Source organism: Acidobacteriota bacterium (assembly GCA_016195325.1).
Taxonomy (GTDB): Bacteria; Acidobacteriota; Polarisedimenticolia; order JACPZX01; family JACPZX01; genus JACPZX01.
This window is the reverse complement of the sequence record JACPZX010000067.1, coordinates 66,034-82,079: the sequence shown is the minus strand read 5'-3', so window position 1 is coordinate 82,079 and position 16,046 is coordinate 66,034. Positions and strand designations below refer to the sequence as shown.

The 16,046-nt window shown below is 69.1% G+C and carries 16 protein-coding genes; 15 read left to right on the top strand and 1 reads right to left on the bottom strand.

Annotated elements, in window-relative coordinates; translation table 11 throughout:
* Nucleotides 1–200: 200 nt before the first annotated feature.
* The 15 genes from HY049_13000 (at nt 201) to HY049_12930 (ending at nt 14,213) form a co-directional block, all read left to right on the top strand.
* Nucleotides 201–902, top strand: a complete 702-nt coding sequence (locus HY049_13000) for a pirin family protein (GenBank protein ID MBI3449821.1) — start codon at nt 201–203, stop codon at nt 900–902.
* 36 nt (nt 903–938) lie between these two features.
* Nucleotides 939–2,261, top strand: coding sequence for a cytochrome ubiquinol oxidase subunit I (locus tag HY049_12995; protein MBI3449820.1), 1,323 nt, complete (start codon nt 939–941; stop codon nt 2,259–2,261).
* A complete protein-coding gene (gene cydB / locus HY049_12990; GenBank protein ID MBI3449819.1) occupies nt 2,261–3,316 on the top strand; it encodes a cytochrome d ubiquinol oxidase subunit II in 1,056 nt (351 codons plus the stop codon). Before HY049_12995 ends, cydB begins: the two co-directional genes overlap by 1 nt.
* 17 nt (nt 3,317–3,333) lie before the next feature.
* Nucleotides 3,334–3,753, top strand: coding sequence for an EVE domain-containing protein (locus HY049_12985; GenBank protein MBI3449818.1), 420 nt, complete (start codon nt 3,334–3,336; stop codon nt 3,751–3,753).
* Nucleotides 3,754–3,775: 22 nt separating this feature from the next.
* The gene (truA, locus tag HY049_12980) at nt 3,776–4,555 is read left to right on the top strand and encodes a tRNA pseudouridine(38-40) synthase TruA (GenBank protein MBI3449817.1); all 780 of its coding nucleotides are present in this window, start codon (nt 3,776–3,778) and stop codon (nt 4,553–4,555) included.
* A 60-nt stretch (nt 4,556–4,615) separates the two neighbouring features.
* Entirely contained in the window at nt 4,616–5,425 is an 810-nt protein-coding gene (locus HY049_12975; GenBank protein MBI3449816.1) for an isoprenyl transferase, read from the top strand.
* On the top strand, nt 5,422–6,219 hold the full coding sequence (locus tag HY049_12970) for a phosphatidate cytidylyltransferase (GenBank protein ID MBI3449815.1): 798 nt from the start codon (nt 5,422–5,424) through the stop codon (nt 6,217–6,219). The genes HY049_12975 and HY049_12970 overlap by 4 nt, the downstream gene beginning before the upstream one ends.
* 17 nt (nt 6,220–6,236) lie before the next feature.
* Nucleotides 6,237–7,466: a 1-deoxy-D-xylulose-5-phosphate reductoisomerase gene (locus HY049_12965; protein MBI3449814.1), complete on the top strand. Its 1,230-nt coding sequence runs from the start codon at nt 6,237–6,239 to the stop codon at nt 7,464–7,466.
* Entirely contained in the window at nt 7,463–8,785 is a 1,323-nt protein-coding gene (rseP, locus tag HY049_12960) for an RIP metalloprotease RseP (GenBank protein MBI3449813.1), read from the top strand. The genes HY049_12965 and rseP overlap by 4 nt, the downstream gene beginning before the upstream one ends.
* Before the next feature lie 34 nt (nt 8,786–8,819).
* Nucleotides 8,820–9,926, top strand: a complete 1,107-nt coding sequence (locus tag HY049_12955; GenBank protein MBI3449812.1) for a hypothetical protein — start codon at nt 8,820–8,822, stop codon at nt 9,924–9,926.
* A gap of 320 nt (nt 9,927–10,246) precedes the next feature.
* A complete protein-coding gene (locus HY049_12950; GenBank protein MBI3449811.1) occupies nt 10,247–10,486 on the top strand; it encodes a hypothetical protein in 240 nt (79 codons plus the stop codon).
* A 213-nt stretch (nt 10,487–10,699) separates the two neighbouring features.
* The gene (locus tag HY049_12945; protein ID MBI3449810.1) at nt 10,700–11,038 is read left to right on the top strand and encodes a helix-hairpin-helix domain-containing protein; all 339 of its coding nucleotides are present in this window, start codon (nt 10,700–10,702) and stop codon (nt 11,036–11,038) included.
* A gap of 37 nt (nt 11,039–11,075) precedes the next feature.
* Complete coding sequence (locus HY049_12940) at nt 11,076–11,630, top strand: GspH/FimT family pseudopilin (protein MBI3449809.1); 555 nt, start codon at nt 11,076–11,078, stop codon at nt 11,628–11,630.
* A gap of 53 nt (nt 11,631–11,683) precedes the next feature.
* Nucleotides 11,684–12,163 carry a four helix bundle protein gene (locus HY049_12935; protein MBI3449808.1) on the top strand — a complete coding sequence of 160 codons (480 nt, stop codon included), beginning with the start codon at nt 11,684–11,686 and terminating at the stop codon, nt 12,161–12,163.
* A 148-nt stretch (nt 12,164–12,311) separates the two neighbouring features.
* Nucleotides 12,312–14,213, top strand: coding sequence for a pilus assembly PilX N-terminal domain-containing protein (locus HY049_12930; GenBank protein MBI3449807.1), 1,902 nt, complete (start codon nt 12,312–12,314; stop codon nt 14,211–14,213).
* On the opposite strand, the gene HY049_12925 is transcribed toward HY049_12930, so the two are convergent.
* Nucleotides 14,188–16,032 carry a glycosyltransferase family 39 protein gene (locus HY049_12925; protein ID MBI3449806.1) on the bottom strand — a complete coding sequence of 615 codons (1,845 nt, stop codon included), beginning with the start codon at nt 16,030–16,032 and terminating at the stop codon, nt 14,188–14,190. The genes HY049_12930 and HY049_12925 overlap by 26 nt on opposite strands.
* Between the last annotated feature and the right edge of the window lie 14 nt (nt 16,033–16,046).

Here is a 16,046-nt window from a genome sequence, read left to right as displayed (position 1 = left end):
GGTCAATGGTTTACGAGCGCTCCGGCGCCAAATGGGAACTTGTGGATCCGCCGCCCAGCGCGGCGCGAGGTCGGAGTCGAATCGTAGTTTCGGCCGCCGACGCCCGTCAAGCGGCAAGGTGCTCACCCGAAGCGTCTTAGTCCGGCCGCGTCGTCGGCGGCCGGGGCGGCTGGGGTTATACTGCGCCGCGGGAGGGCCCGATGATCCGTCACGTTCCCGCGAGCGAGCACTATCGGCACGAGAACGGCTGGCTGACCGCGCGCTGGCACTTCTCGTTCGGCGACTACCACGACCCGGACAACGTCTCGTTCGGCCCCCTCCGGGTCTTCAACGACGACCGCGTCCGGCCCGGGCGCGGCTTCGACAGGCACCCGCACCGCGAGATGGAGATCATCACCTGCGTCTTCTCCGGGCGCCTCGAGCACGAGGACAGCTCGGGGAACAGGGGGATCCTGGAGCCGGGCGACGTGCAGGTGATGTCGGCGGGGTCGGGGATCGTGCACTCGGAGCGCAACCCGTCCGAATCCGAGCTGCTGCACTTCTCGCAGATCTGGCTGACCCCGTGGCGCCGCGGGGGCGATCCGCGCTACGCGCAGAAAAGTTTTCCCGCGGAGACGCGCGCTGGAAAGCTCCTTCCCGTGGTCTCGCGCGAGGCCAAGACCCCGGGAACCCTTCCCATCCATCAGGACGCGTTCATCTATCTTTCGGATCTCGGGGCGGGGGAGTCGGCCACGCATGTGCTGCGCCAGGCGAGGGGCGCGTACGTGTTCCTGGCCACGGGGAGCGCCGTCGTGAACGGCATTGCCGTGGGTGCGGGAGACGCGGTGAGGATCCGGGAGGAAGCGGCCGTCGCCCTCGAGGGGGGCCGGGACGCGCGATTCGTCGTGATCGATCTGGTCTGAGGTCCTGACGTGAGCTCTGCCCTCGATCTCCACCGGATGCAGTTCGCCTTCACCATCACGTTCCACTACATCTTTGTCCAGCTCACGATGGGGCTGGCGCTCCTGATCTTCGTCCTGAAGACGCAGAGCCTGCGGACCGGGGACCCCGTCCGCGCGGGCGCAGCCCGCTTCTGGGCCAGGATCTTTGGCGTCAACTTCGCCCTCGGGGTCGTGACCGGAATCCCGATGGAGTTCCAGTTCGGGACCAACTGGGCCGCCTTCGCCGGCTCGGCGGGAGGCGTCATCGGGCAGACTCTTGCGATGGAGGGTGTCTTCTCGTTCTTCATGGAGTCCGCCTTCCTCGGGCTCTTCCTCCATGGCGAGAGGCGGCTCGGGCCGCGGGGGCACTGGTTCACGTCGCTCATGATGCTGGCCGGATCGTGGCTCTCCGGTTTCTTCATCGTCGCGACGAACGCGTGGATGCAGCATCCCGTGGGGCACGAGGTCTCGCCGGAGGGGGAGATCGTGCTCACCCGGTTCGCCTCGCTCCTCGGCAATGAGTGGGCGCTGTGGCAGTACCTCCACACGGTGACCGGGGCCGTCGTCACCGCGGGGTTCTTCATGGCGGCCACGGGGGCCTTCTATGTCCTCTGCGGACGATTCCCGGCCACGGCGCGCGTCTTTCTCGGCACAGGCGTCGTCTCCGCGCTCATCGCGTCGGTCGCGATGCTCTTCCCGACCGGTGACGGACAGGGAAAGATGATCGCCGCGCACCAGCCGGCGACGCTGGCGGCGATGGAGGGGCTCTTCCACACCGTCGAAGGGGCGCCGATGGCGCTCATCGGCCAACCGGACATGGAGCGGATGAGCCTCGACAACCCGATCGTCATCCCGCACGCGCTCAGCTTCGCCACGTACCAGCGCTGGACCGCGAGGGTGCGCGGGCTCGATGCGTTCCCGCGCGAAGAGTGGCCGGAGCACGTCGCCATGCTCTACTTCGCCTACCACGTCATGGTGGGGCTCGGGACGATCCTCATCGCGGTCGCCGTCGTCTCGGCGTGGCTTCTCTTCCGGGGAAGGCTCCACGCGAGCCGTCCGGCGCTCTGGATGATCATGCTCTCCGCGCCGTTCCCCTTCATCGCCAACACCGCCGGCTGGACCACGGCCGAGCTCGGGCGGCAGCCCTGGCTCGTCTACGGTCTCATCCGGACGGCGGACGGGGCGTCGCCGGCGGTGTCCGCGGGGAACGCGCTCTTCACGCTCATCGGGTTTGCGGGGATGTACACCGTTCTCAGCATTCTCTACCTCTTCCTCATGCACCGCGAGATCGGACACGGCCCCGAGGCCGTCGCCGGCTCGCCCGGCGCCCCGGGGGATTGATGCCGACGTTCTGGTTCTGCGCGGTCGCCGGCATGCTCGCGCTCTTCGCCGTCCTCGACGGGTTCGATCTCGGGGCGGGGATCATCCATCTCCGGGTCGCGCGAACCGAGCGGGAGCGCCGCAGCGTCCTCGCCACGATCGGCCCGGTGTGGGATGGGAACGAGGTGTGGCTCATCGCGGCCGGCGGCACCCTGTACTTCGCGTTTCCGCGCCTCTACGCCACGAGCTTCAGCGGCTTCTACCTTCCCCTGATCATCGTGCTGTGGCTCCTGATGCTCCGCGGGATCGCGATCGAGTTCCGGAACCACGTCGATCACCCCGTCTGGATCCCTTTCTGGGATGCCGTCTTCTCGTTCGCCAGCGCGCTTCTGGCGTTCACGTTCGGCGCCGCCCTGGGAAACGTCATCCGCGGCGTGCCGCTGGACGCCTCCCGGTACTTCTTCGAGCCCCTGTGGTCCGACGCCGGTCCGGGCGCGAGAACGGGGATTCTCGATCTCTACACTCTCCTGACGGGGGCCACCGCGTTCGTCGCGCTGGCGTTTCACGGGGCCCATTGGGTCGTCCTCAAGAGCGAGGGCGCCGTGCGCGAGCGCTCTCGGGGCCTGGCGCTCCGGGCCTGGTGGCCCCTCGCTCTTCTCAGCGCCCTGTGCGGGGCCGCCACGTTTCGCGTGCAGCCGCTGGTGGCCGAAGGGTACGCACGGCGCCCCTGGATGTGGCTCTTTCCCGCGATGGGGGTCGCCGCTCTCGTCCTCAGCCGCCACTTCACGGTGCGCCGGCGCGAGATGGCGGCGTTCTTCGCCTCGGCGACCTTGCTGGCCTCGTGGCTCGCGAGCACCGCCGCCGGGGTCTACCCAAACCTTCTCCCGTCGCAGATCGATCGGGCCTACAACCTGACGATCGAGAACGCGGCCGCGCCCTCGTACGGGCTCGGCGTCGGGCTCGCCTGGTGGATCCCCGGAATGGTCCTGGTGACGGCATACTTCGCGTACGCGTACCGGCGGCACGCCGGGAAGACGCCGGCCGCCGAGGGAGCGGTCGAGCGGGGAGGCGCATGAAGGATGGGGAGCGAGCGATGGCCTGCTGGCTGATCAAGGAAGAGCCGACGCACTACAGCTTCGACGACCTCACGCGCGAGGGCGGCACCGTCTGGTCCGGCGTGACCAATGCGCTCGCGCTCATTCACATCCGCGGCATGCGGAAGGGTGACGACGCTTTCTTCTATCACACGGGCGGCGAGAAGTCCGTCGTCGGTCTCGCCAAGATCGCGAGCGAGCCGTACCCCGATCCGGATGCGGGGGATCCGAAGCGCGTCGTCGTGCGGGTGAAGCCGATCTCGCGCCTCGTCAGAAGCGTCTCCCTCGCCGAGATGAGGGGGAATCCGAAGCTCGCCGGATTCGATCTCTTGCGCATCTCGCGCCTGTCGATCGTCCCGGTCGGTGAGGCGCACCGTCGCGAGATTCTGCGGATGTCGCGGGCGAAGGCGAAGGGTTGACCGCCGCTCCGCGGAACGCGCGATGCCCACGTACAAGCTGACGCTCGAGTACGTCGGCACCAGGTTCGCCGGCTGGCAGGTCCAGCCCGGACTCCCCACGGTTCAGGGGGAGATCCTCGCCCGGCTCCGCAGCCTCTTCGACTCCCGGGATCTCCTGGTGGCGGGGGCGGCGCGGACCGACGCGGGCGTGCATGCGCGCGGGCAGGTGGCGAGCTTCGATGCGGAGCGCGCCTGGGAGCCGGCGCGGTTGCGCCGGGCGCTGAACGGGCTCCTCCCCTCGGATATCTCCGCCCGTGAGGCCGAGGCGGCGCCCCCGGGGTTCCACGCCCGAAGGTGCGCGACCTCACGGATCTACCGCTACCAGATCGCGGTGGGCGCGCGCCTCTCGCCCTTCCTGGCGCCCTTCGCACACCACCACCGCGGGCCCCTCGACATCGACGCGATGAGACGGGGCGCGGCGCGGCTCCTCGGGGAGCACGACTTCTCGGCCTTCAAGGCCGCCGGCGACGTCTCGTCGACCCCGATCAAGAATCTGCGTCGAAGCGAGATCTCCGCGGAGGGAGACGTCGTGGCCTACACGGTGGAGGGGAATTCGTTCCTCCAGCACATGGTCCGCACGATCGCGGGCACGCTGCTCGACGTGGGACGCGGGCATCGAAGCGAGGCGTGGGTGACCGAAGTCCTGGGGTCGCGGGACAGGGCGCGCTCCGGCCCGAACCTCCCCGCGCGCGGCCTCACCCTCGAGCGCGTCCTCTATGACGGGGCGCCTCCGGCTCCGTTGGCGGCGCCGCCGACACGGTGATAAGATGCGCCCTTTGACGGCTTTGCAGCCCGTTCCGGCACCCCGCCCCCGGGGTTCATCATGACCAGCGACAAGCTTCCACGAGACCTCAGGGAGTTCCTTCGTTCGGATTCGCCGGAGGAGGCGCTCGCCCTCTCGATCGACTTCGAGCGCCTGCCCGCGCACGTCGCAATCATCATGGACGGGAACGGCCGGTGGGCGACGTCCCGAAGGCTCCCGCGCGTCGCGGGGCATCGCGCGGGGATCGACGCCGTGCGGGATGTCGTCGAATCGTCGGCGCGACTCGGCCTGAAGGTGCTGACCCTCTACGCCTTCTCGCAGGAGAACTGGAAGCGCCCGCGGACCGAGATCAGCACGCTCATGGCGCTCCTCAAGGAGTACGTGAGGCGCGAGCTCCAGACTCTCCTCAGGAACAACATCCGATTCCAGGTCATCGGCCGGTTCCACGAGCTCGATCCGTCGGTGCGCGCGCACCTCGAGCGCGGGATGGAGGCGACGCGCCACTGCACCGGCCTCCTGTTCAACATCGCGCTCTCGTACGGGGGTCGCTCGGAAATCCTCGACGCCTGCCGGGGCCTCCTCGAGGCGGCCCGCGCCGGCAACGTGGACCCCGCGAACATCACGGAGGAGGACTTCGCGTCCCACCTGTACACGGCGGGGCAGCCCGACCCCGATCTTCTCATCCGGACCAGCGGCGAGCTGCGGATCAGCAACTTCCTCCTCTGGCAGATCGCGTACGCGGAGATCTGGGTGACGCCCACGCTCTGGCCCGACTTCCGGGCGCAGGAGCTCCTCCAGGCGATCGTCGACTACCAGAAGCGCGAGCGGCGGTACGGAGGCGTGGACGCGGTCAAGAGGCGCGTCGTTTGAAAAGGCTCGCCACGGCCGCGATCGGGCTGCCCGTCCTCTTCGTCATCGTCCGATACCTCGACCCCAGGTACTTCTTCGCCCTCGTCGGCGTCGCGGCGATCATCGCCACGTGGGAGTTCCATCTCATGGCGAAGCAGAGGGGCATTCACGCCGATCCCGTCCTCGGCGCCGCGCTCACGCTCGCCGTCATCGCGAGCTTCGTCGAGCCGCGGATCGGCCTCGGGGCTGCGCTGGCGGCCGCCGCGATCCTCGTGCCGGGAAGGCTCCTCGTCTCGCGCGCCGCCGTGCAGGGGGCGTTCGAGTCGATGAGCGCGACCCTCGCCGGCGTCCTCTTCCTGGGCGTCACCTTCGGGTACGTCGCCGGCCTGATGGGCTCGGGGGACGAGATGGGAAGGGATCTCACGATCTTCCTGCTGCTCGTCGTCTGGATCGCGGACGCCGGGGCCTACGGCTTCGGCTCCTGGATCGGGCGGCACCCCCTGGCGCCGACCATCTCTCCGAAGAAGACGATCGAGGGGGCGTGCGCCGGGCTCGTCGCGAGCGTTCTCGCCGCGTGGGTCGCGAAGCTGTGGTTCTTCCAGAAGCTGGGGGCGCGCGACGCGATCGCCCTCGCGGTGCTGCTGTGGATCGCCGGACTCGCCGGGGACCTGTGCGAATCGCTCCTCAAGCGATCCGCGAGCCTCAAGGACACCGGCGCGCTCTTCCCGGGGCACGGCGGAATGCTCGACCGGGCGGACTCGCTCCTCTTCGGCGCTCCCGTCCTCTTCTTCTACTATCGCGCGTTCATGGTCTGACGGAACCGGAGACCTCGATGACACCCAGGAACATCGCGCTTCTCGGCTCGACGGGCTCCATCGGCGTGAGCACGCTCGATCTGATCGAGCGGTTTCCCGGGAGCTTCCGCGTCGTCACCCTCGCGGCGGGGGGAAACGTCGATCGGCTGGCGGAACAGGTGAAGCGGTTCCGGCCCGCGCTCGCCTCCGTCGCGACGGCGGAGTCGGCGGCTAGGCTCCGCGCGGCTCTCGGAGACCCGGCGCAGTGGGGGACTGCCGCGGCGAGCGCCTGGGGGCGCGGCGCGACGCAGGTGGTCCACGGCGAGGACGGGGCGGTGAGGTGTGCGGCGCACGCGGACGTCGAGGTGGTCGTCGCCGGAATCGTCGGCGCCGCCGGGCTCGCTCCGACGTTCGAGGCCGTCCGAGCGGGGCGCGTGGTCGCGCTCGCCAACAAGGAGGCCCTTGTCGTCGCCGGCCCGGTCATGATCTCGATGGCGGCGAGGAGCGGCGCGACGCTTCTTCCGGTCGACTCGGAGCACAACGCCCTGCACCAGTGTCTCCGCGCCGGCGCGGCGCCGGAAGTCGCGCGGCTGATCCTGACGGCGTCGGGGGGGCCTTTCCTCGGGAAGAGCGCGAGGGATCTCGCCGACGTGACCCCGGAGCAGGCGCTCAAGCACCCCACGTGGCAGATGGGGAGGAAGATCTCCATCGACTCGGCGACGCTGATGAACAAGGGGCTCGAGGTGATCGAGGCCCACCATCTGTTCGGCGTGCCGCTCGATCGGATCGAGGTCGTCGTCCACCCTCAGTCGATCGTCCACTCGATGGTGGAGTACGCGGACGGCGCGATCATCAGCCAGATGTCCCGCACGGACATGCGGCACCCGATTCAGTACGCGCTGACGTGGCCCGACCGGTGGGTCTCGCCGATCCAGGGCCTCGACCTGAGGACGCTGGGGCCGCTGACCTTCGCGATGCCGGACAGGGGGACGTTCCGCTGTCTCGACCTGGGGTACCGCGCCCTGGAGTCGGGCGGCACGATGCCCGCCGTTCTCAACGCCGCGAACGAGATCGCCGTGCAGGCTTTTCTTGACACGCGGCTGGGCTTCCTCGATATTCCCGCGATTATCGAGGGGGCCATGGACCGGCACCGCGTCGAGGAGGCGAGGGACCTCGCCACCGTCGTGCGAGCCGACGCGTGGGCCCGGGAGGCGGCGTCGGCGGCGGTCCTCCGCGGCCGGGGCGCCGGCAGGAGCGTGCATTCGTGAGCCTGACATTCAGCATCACCAACATGCTCGCCACGGTCTTCATCCTCGGCGTGCTTATCTTCATCCATGAGTTCGGGCACTTCGTCGTCGCCAAGCTCGTCGGCATCCGCTTCGAGGTCTTCTCGCTGGGCTTCGGCCCGCGGCTCTTCGGCCGCCGCCGGGGCCACACCGACTACCGGATCTCGGCGCTCCCCCTCGGCGGCTACGTCAAGATGATGGGGGAGAATCCGGACGACGAGCTGCAGGGGAGCCCCGAGGAGTTCCAGAGCCGGTCGCGGCTCGAGCGATTCGCCGTGCTCGTGATGGGGGCCTCGCTCAACATCGTCCTCGCCGTCGCCATCATCGCGGGCATCTACATGCACGGCGTCCCGGTCGCGAAGTACATCGAGGACCCTCCCGTCGTCGGCGCGGTCGAGAAGGGGTCGCCGGCGGAGAAGGGCGGACTCGAGGTCATGGATCGCGTTCTCTCCGTGGGGGACCGCGAGACGCGCACGTGGAACGATCTCCAGCTCGCCGTGGCGCTCAACCCCGGCAAGCGGCTGCCCATCCGCGTGATGCGCGGCGGGGCCGAGACGACGCTCACGGTCACGATCGGCGAGACCGAGCGGGAGGCGATGGGGCGCGTCGGGGTTCAGCCGTACTTCTCGGGAGTGAAGCTCGCCTCCGTCGATCCCGTCGGCCCCGCGGCGCACGCGGGCCTCCTGGAGGGTGACCTGGTCGTCACGGTGGCGGGGCTCGACGTGGGATCGCACCTCGAGGCGGTCTCGAAGGCGCTCTTCGAGAACCACGGGGCGCCGGTCGCCATCGTCGTCCGACGGGGGGCGGAGGATGTCGTGAAGTCGGTCGTGCCGAAGGGGCTCGACGGCGGCCGGAGCGATCCCGGGCTCGCGCTCGTCCCCGAATCCGTGCTCAAGAAGTTCGGTCCGGCCCAGGCTGTGGGCGAGAGCGTGAAGTTGAACTGGCGCTCGGCCGGCGTTCTCTTCGCGACGCTCCGCAAGCTCTTCACCGGACAGCTCTCGCCGAGGACGCTCTCGGGGCCCATCGACATCTACAAGTTCACCGGAGAGGCGTGGAAGGGGGGCGTGATCGCGTATTTCCAGTTCATGGCGATCATCAGCCTGCAGCTCGGCGTCATCAACCTGCTGCCCATCCCGATTCTCGACGGGGGGCACATCTTCATCCTCGGGCTCGAGGGGGTGATGCGCCGGAACCTGAGCACCATGGTGAAGGAGCGCGTGATGCAGGTCGGCCTGGTGCTCCTGCTGCTCCTGATGGGCACGGTCATCTCTCTCGACGTGTACAAGAACTTCATCCAGTGAACCGCCGCACCGCCCTTGACCCCCTGGAGGAGCCATGCTGACGATTCGAACCCGCAGTTCGCGCGCCGCCGCCGTCGCCGCGCTCGCCCTCGCCGCCACGCTCTCCGCGCCGCGCGCGGACGTCACGATTCAGGAGACGACGAAGTTCGACGGGTTCGGGGAGAGCGGGATGATGGGGAGCGAGGGGACCAGCGTCCTCGTCATCTCGGGAGACAAGAGCCGGATGGAGGGGACGAGCAAGGCCACCGGAAAGTTCATGAAGCACTTCGGCGGCGAGGAGGGGTTCAAGTCCGCGCAGATCTTCCGCCTCGATCGAAAGGTCATCTACGCCGTCTCGTACAACGACAAGTCGTACCAGGAGCTCCCGTTCGATCTCTTCAAGCAGAGCCAGCAGGCGGCCGCCGACGCGATGGCCCAGATGCAGGCGACGCAGGACGGGGCGAAGTCTGGCCAGGCGGGGCCGCCTCCGGTGACGTGCGATCCCGTGAAGTTTTCCGCGAAGACCACCGGTGAGAAGCAGGCGATCAACGGGTTCGATGCGACACACGTCGTCGTGACCGGCGACCAGCAGTGCCACAACACGCAGGACGAGAAGAAGACGTGCCATGTCGTCTACACCGCCGACTACTGGCAGACGCCGCTGACCGCCCCCATGAAGGAAGCGCGCGACTACATGATCCGGCAGGCCGCGGCGATGGGGATCGACCCCGAGAGCGCGAAGCAGATGGCCCAGGCGGCGAAGGGACTGATGTCCCAGTTCGCCGAGGGGCTCGAGGGGGTGGGGAAGGAGCTCGCGAAGGCCCAGGGGTATCCCGTGCGATCGCGCCTCCAGATCGAAAAGGGGGGGGACTGCGGCCTCATGGACTCCGGTGAAGGGGGCGAGCAGGGGAACCCCGGCGCGGCGATGAAGCAGGCGTTCAAGGGGCTCTTCGGCAAGAAGAAGTCGGACGACTCGTCCGACAAGCCGTCGGGCGCCGCGAAGGGATCCGAGGGGGCCGCGGACGGAATGAAGAAGGTCTTCGGCACGACGACGGAGGTCACGTCGATCACCACCTCGCCGGCCCCCGCCGACGCCTTCGAGCCTCCCGCCGGCTTCAAGAAGAAGGATCCGCCGACGCTCCCGAAGCCCGCGAAGGGCTGATCCCCCGGACTCCGTAACGCGGCGCGACACGCGTTCCACGCGCGTGTCCGCCGGCGACCGGCTGCCGGTGCCCCGGCGGCGCTCTTCGTGTCCCCGCGCCGCTCCGCGGCCACTCTCCAAGTCGCGCCGCCCATGGGCGTTGCCGCCCTTCTCTCAATCATTCCCAATGGAAGTCCGCGACTGGCACCGCCGTTGCTTTGTACTCCCCCGTGAAGACGGACGTCAAGTCGAGCGGCGGGCGGCGGCACGACGGCCCCAAGGAGAATGACGAGATGGGTGGTGAAACGACGAGAAGGTTCGTCGGCGGAGGAGAAGGGCGGGTGGATCCGGCGACCCTGATGATCTTGCGGGCTTCGGCAGGGGAGCGCGGGAAGGTCGATATCGGGGGCCGGATCTACATCTTCTCCTCCGTCACCACCTTTTACCTTCGCGACGAGGCCACGGGCTTTCTGCACATCTGCGGCGACAGCGTCAGCCTGCTCCGGAAGATCCTCGACCTGCTCCGCGACGCGCGGCGACGGAGCCAGGGGAGGTATTTCCGGCCGGAGCCCTCGGGCTGAGGCGCGCGACCGTATCGGGTGATCAAGGGATGCCCTCCCAAGGCCAGCTCTCCTCATGGTCCTCCCTCGATGCACCCCCCCGGGGGGGCCGAAAGGCCCCCCCACCTCTTTCCCTCTCTTAGTCGGCGCGGGTCCCCTCCCGACATCCGTCGCGGAGGCCCGGCCCGCGCATTATCCGCGGAGGCGCGACGCCTCCGCCCGGAGGAGCACGTCATGGTGAGAAGTCTGTGGATCCGGAGCGCCGCGGCGCTCGCAATCGGCGTCGTCGTCCTCGGCGCGCCGGGAAGCCTCGCATCGGCCGCGAGCTCGGCACCGGCCGGAGCGGCGGTGAAGGACAAGGTCGATCCGGTCGACGTCAACTCGGCGTCGGCCCCCGACCTCGAGAAGGTCCCGGGAATCGGCCCCTCCCTCTCGAAGCGCATCGTCGAGTTCAGGGACAAGAACGGGCCCTACGCGACCGTGGACGATCTGCTCAAAGTGCAGGGGATCGGTGAGAAGTCACTCTCGCACCTTCGCGAATATCTCACGGCCGCGAAGCCGCAGAAGAAGTAGCCGCCGGGGCGCGGGAGCCACGCTCGTCGAGACGATCGTGGCTCTCGCCATCGCGGCCCTTCTCGTCGCGATCGCGATCCCTTCGCTCTCGGGGTTCGTCGGCAAGAGGTCGGTCGACGCGGCCGCCGCGACGATCTCGGGCGAGCTGGCGCGGGCGCGCCAGGAGGCGATCGCGCGGCATCGGTACGTCGGCGTCGCCTTCGAGACCGCGCCGGCGGGCGATCGCTTCGCGGTGTACCTCGACGGCGGCCAGACGGGGATCAGGTCGGCGGAGATCGCGTCGGGAGTCGACGCGCTCCTTCGTGGCCCGATCGATCTGCGCGCCGGCAACGACGACGTGAGGCTCGCGATCCCGGGCCCGGGAGCGATCCCGAAGGTGCCGCCGAGCCACGGCGTGCTCCAAGCGGGGGACGATCCGGTGCAGTTTGGCGGGAGCGACATCGTCTCGTTCTCGCCGACAGGGGAGTCGAGCTCCGGGGCGATCTATCTGACGGGACGTGCGAGCGAGCTGCGGGCCGTCGTGGTGTTCGGGCGGTCGGGACGCCTTCGCGTATGGTCGTTTGATCGGATTCAGCATTTGTGGCGGCAGTGAGATTGCATATGTCAAACGCAGCTGATGGCTAGAGCCCACTCAGGAGGCACGACATGAGCTCGGAGATGAATGGCAAAACCGATCCGCCGGAAGACCCCTCGGGGTACCGCAATCTGCGCGTCTGGGAGAAGTCGTTCGAGCTCGCCGTCGCGATCTTCAAGATCGCCGACAAGATCCCGCAGGGGCTGGGGATCAGCCTGAACGCGCAAATGAGGATCGCGGCGCTGTCAATCCCTTCGTACATCGCGCGCGGCCAGTCGAGGGCCTCGGGAAAGGAGTTCCTCCGGGGGCTCTACCTGGCGCAGGGGGCGCTCTCCGAATTGGAAACACATCTCTTCCTTTGCGCCGAGCTCGGGTACGCGACCGAGCTCGAGATGCGGCGCGTGGACGTGCAGATCCGCGAGATCCGCCGGATGTCGTCCTCGGTGATCAGCCGGCTTCGCGCGGCCGCGGGTTCGGGATCGCTCCAGTCGTTGTCGGAAGAGATAGCGGCCGGTATCCCGGCGGTGCAGGCGGCCGGGCCGGGAAAGTAGCGCGCGGATGGACGGGATCAGACGCGGCAGGCGAGGGACAAGGGCGGACCGTCAGCCACGTGGCACCCCCGTTGCTGAATCCGGGTTGCCCGGCATCGCGGGGCCGCAGGACGGAGCTCACGGAATGCGTCGGGGTCAGGAGGAGATCATGCGAGGATCGGCACTCATCGTCACCGTTCTCATCTCGGCGACGTTGACGTTACTCGGGCTCGCGTTTCTCTCGATGGCGGACACCGAGATGATGATCGCGGCGTCGGGCCGGGACAGCGAGCAGCTCGTGCACACGGCCGACACCGGCGTGCGGATGGTGAAGGCCTGGTTCGATCAGCCCGTGACGGGGAATCCCTCGATCTCCACGCAGGTCCTGCACAAGTTCCTCGGGACCTACGATCTCAGGAACCCGGCCCTCTTCGATCGCACGAAGCGCGTCTTCGACCATGACGGCGACCCGAACACCCCCCCCGTCCTCGCGGACGGCACCGCCACGAAGCCCTTCTACCGTCAGGGGAGGACGCTCTGGTCCCCCTCCGCGTTCATGGACATCTTCCACAAGCCGTATCGGGGCGATGCGACGACCGAGTTCCGCGGCAGCGAGTCGGGCCCCGACATCCTCATCGCGGACACGGTCGGCGCCGTCGACTTCCTCGACAAGATCAACCAGGCGCTCTTCACCGATCAGAGCCGCACCGGGCGCATCTCCCAGATCGCGATCTTCGCCCCGCCGATGATCCCCGTGGGGGGCGTCATGAAGCGCGCCGGCGTCTGCACGATCAAGATCACGGTGGCCAAGTACCGCGGGATGGGACTCATCGGTGTCGTGCCGGTGGTGACCGCGTCGTCGCTGAAGGTGGGCGAGCGCACGGTCAAGGCGGTCCTCGGTGAAGTGCCCGGGACGCTCGCGAGCGGCCCGCTCGAGTCGTGCGGCCCGCTCTCCGTGACCGGAGCCCTGAACGCCCACTGGGGAAGGGTGATCGTCTCGGGGAACGTCGCGCTCGCGCCGAACCTCGACCTGAAAGTGCCAAGCGCATTTCCCTTCAAGAGCGCGGCGCGCCGCCTCAGCGGTAACGCGCCGGGCGACGATTTCAACGTCTGGTCCGCGAACCCCGACACGACCGTCGAGGACCCGTGGCTGGAGGTGACCGCCGCCGGCGATCTCTCCGGCGCGGGATCGACGAACGCGCAGCCGTACCCCTTCTCGCAGGCGTCGCCGATCGACAGCGACCACTCGAACATCTTTCAGCGCCAGGCGGGGGTCGCGTGCGCGCCGTTCCGTTACGACGTGATGAAATCGGCGGCGAGCTCGGGGGACGAGACGGCGCGGTACTTCACCTACGACGCCGCGAGCGGCCTCTTCCGCGAGTGGGGGGTGGGCGCGGCGAGGAGCCTGTACGACTGGACGCACAACCAGGAAGGGCTCTTCTTCTTCGACACGCGCGACGGCCTGGCACCGAACGGCCACGGCCCCGGCGACCCGCAGACGAACCTGACGCCGCCAATCGTCATCGAGAACGTCGACTGGAATTTCTCGGGGCTCCTCTACGTCAACGCCGAGTCGATGCGGGTGAACAACGTGGTGGGGGTGAACCGGGTGATGATTCCGCCCGGCGAGCCCTTCGACGACGCGAACGGCAACGGCGCGTGGGACGCAGGAGAGGCCTTCGTGAACCTCTCCTACCCGACGACCGTCGTTGCCGGCGCTCCCGGAAGCTCGCTCGTGAAGAGCGCGCTCGCGGCGCAGTCGGCCACCGCGACGAGCCCCGATCTCGAGGTGTACTCGTCCGCAACGACCACGGGACGCGATGCGCAGGGGATCCCCATCACGGGGCAGGTGAGCCTCTTCGGCGTGCTCTTCAACGCGGGAAACGTCGTGGCGGAGGGGACGGGCCGTCATTACGGGAGCGTGATCGCGGGGAGCGCCGTGGTGCAGAACACCGCGGGGGCGGATTCCCCCGACATCTACTTCGATCAGCGGCTCAACAACGGGACCTGGCCGCCCGCCGAGATCGCCTTTCCGCGGACCCAGATCACGGGCTGGGTCGCCGGGATCTGACGCCCGCGAGCGCCAGCGCCGCGACGATCGCGAGCGCGACGAGGCTCGTGACGTCGCCGATCAGGCGGGGAACGCTCTTCCGGTAGTTCGCGACCGCCTCGTGCTCCCCCGCGGGGATCTCGAGCGCCAGGATGGGGCGCTTCGAGGGGAACGTCGCGGCCGCGGCCTCGGCGCCGTCGAGCGTCCACGACCATCCGGGGAAACGGTAGACGTTGAGCCGCAGGAGAGACGGAGCGTCCGCCTGGAGGCGCATCCGGTACGTGACGGGGCCCGACTCGATCATCTCGATCCGCGCCTTCCCCCGATCGATCTCCGCGCGCGGCCGCCTCAGATCCTCCCTTGGCGGGTAGGGGTAGCCGCCGGGCGGGAGATGATCGAACCAGTGGAGCGTCTCCGCGCGCACGAACTCGCGGGTGAAGACCGTCGGTGACGCGGTCGCGTCCGCGGCGCCGCGCTCCCGCATGTCCGTGTGGTCTCCGCCGAAGCCGATGCGATCGAGCGCGATCCGCTCGCGGAACCCGAACATCCCGAAGCTCGAGACCAGGATCACGGTGGCCAAGACTCCCGCTCCCCAGAGGGGGATGCCGGTCCCGGCCGCGCTCGCGGGGCGCCGCCGCGCGGCGCCGGGACCGGGAGAATCCTCGGGGGGCGCGGCTCCGTCCACCGCGGCGCCGCCGAGGAAGGCGAGGCCCATCGCGGAGAGCATCAGGAACCGCCACGGGAACTGCGCGTAGCGCAGCGGGCCGACGAGCGCCCACACCGGCGAGGAGATCGGGAGGGCCATCACGATCCCCGCGGCCGCGATCCCGCCCGCCAGGATCATCGCGGCGCGGGCCGCGCGCGAGGCGGAGCGCCAGGGGCGGCGCCAGAGGAAGAGGGCGGCGCCGGCGATCTGGAGAACGCCGAGCCGGAACGACACGCCGTCGTCGTCCCCTTCGCGGCTGAGGCCGAACCCCCACGGCGAGTGGATGAGCTGCCCCGGCGCGGCGAAGTGCTTGTGGTAGTCGAAGTACCCCGCGGCGTAGATGTCGGTGTCGATCGCCCCCTTCTCGGCGACGAGCGGCACGAGGAAGAAGGCCGCGAGGAGCACGCCGCCGACCAGGGCGGCCGCCGAGCCGAGCCAGACCCGCCGATTCCAGCCCCGCGCCCAGGCCTCGAGGACGATGCAGCCGCCGACGAGAGGCGGGACCAGCATCGTCGTGACGGTGTGCGAGAGGCAGAGCCCCGAGAGAGCGACGGCCGCCGCCGCGACACGCCCGGGCGTGGTCCGCTCCGCGAGCCGGTGGAACATGAGAAAGGTGAGCGGCAGGAAGATGAAGACCATCAGCTCCGAGAAAGCCGTCCGGACGAACAGATCGAGCATGTGATACGGCGCGTAGTCGAGCGCCGCCGCCGCGACGAGCGCCGCCGGCTCGCCGAACCAGGCGCGCGCCCACCGGTAGGTCGTCCACGAGGTGGCGAGGACCACCGCGGCCACCGCCGCCTTGAGGGCGCCCGCGAGCGAGAGGCCGGCGAAGAGGAAGATCTGCGCGACCCAGTAGAAGAGCGGGGCGTAGAACTGCGGGTGCGGCGATCCGTACCCGGCGGCGACGTCGGGGTACCACCGGACCGGGAACTGGCCGGCCCGGATCATGACGTCCTGCTCGAAGAGCCGGATCAGGTGCATGTTGTTGTGGCCGAAGAACCATCCCGGCTGGAGGAAGGGGACGACGAGGGGGACCGCCATCGCGAGAGCCAGGAGATCGCCGCGCGCGCGCGGCGGCTCGATGACGATCTCGGGCGTCTCGACTTTCCCGGCGGGCTGGCGGCGGCGCTTCATGAGGAGGGCGATTG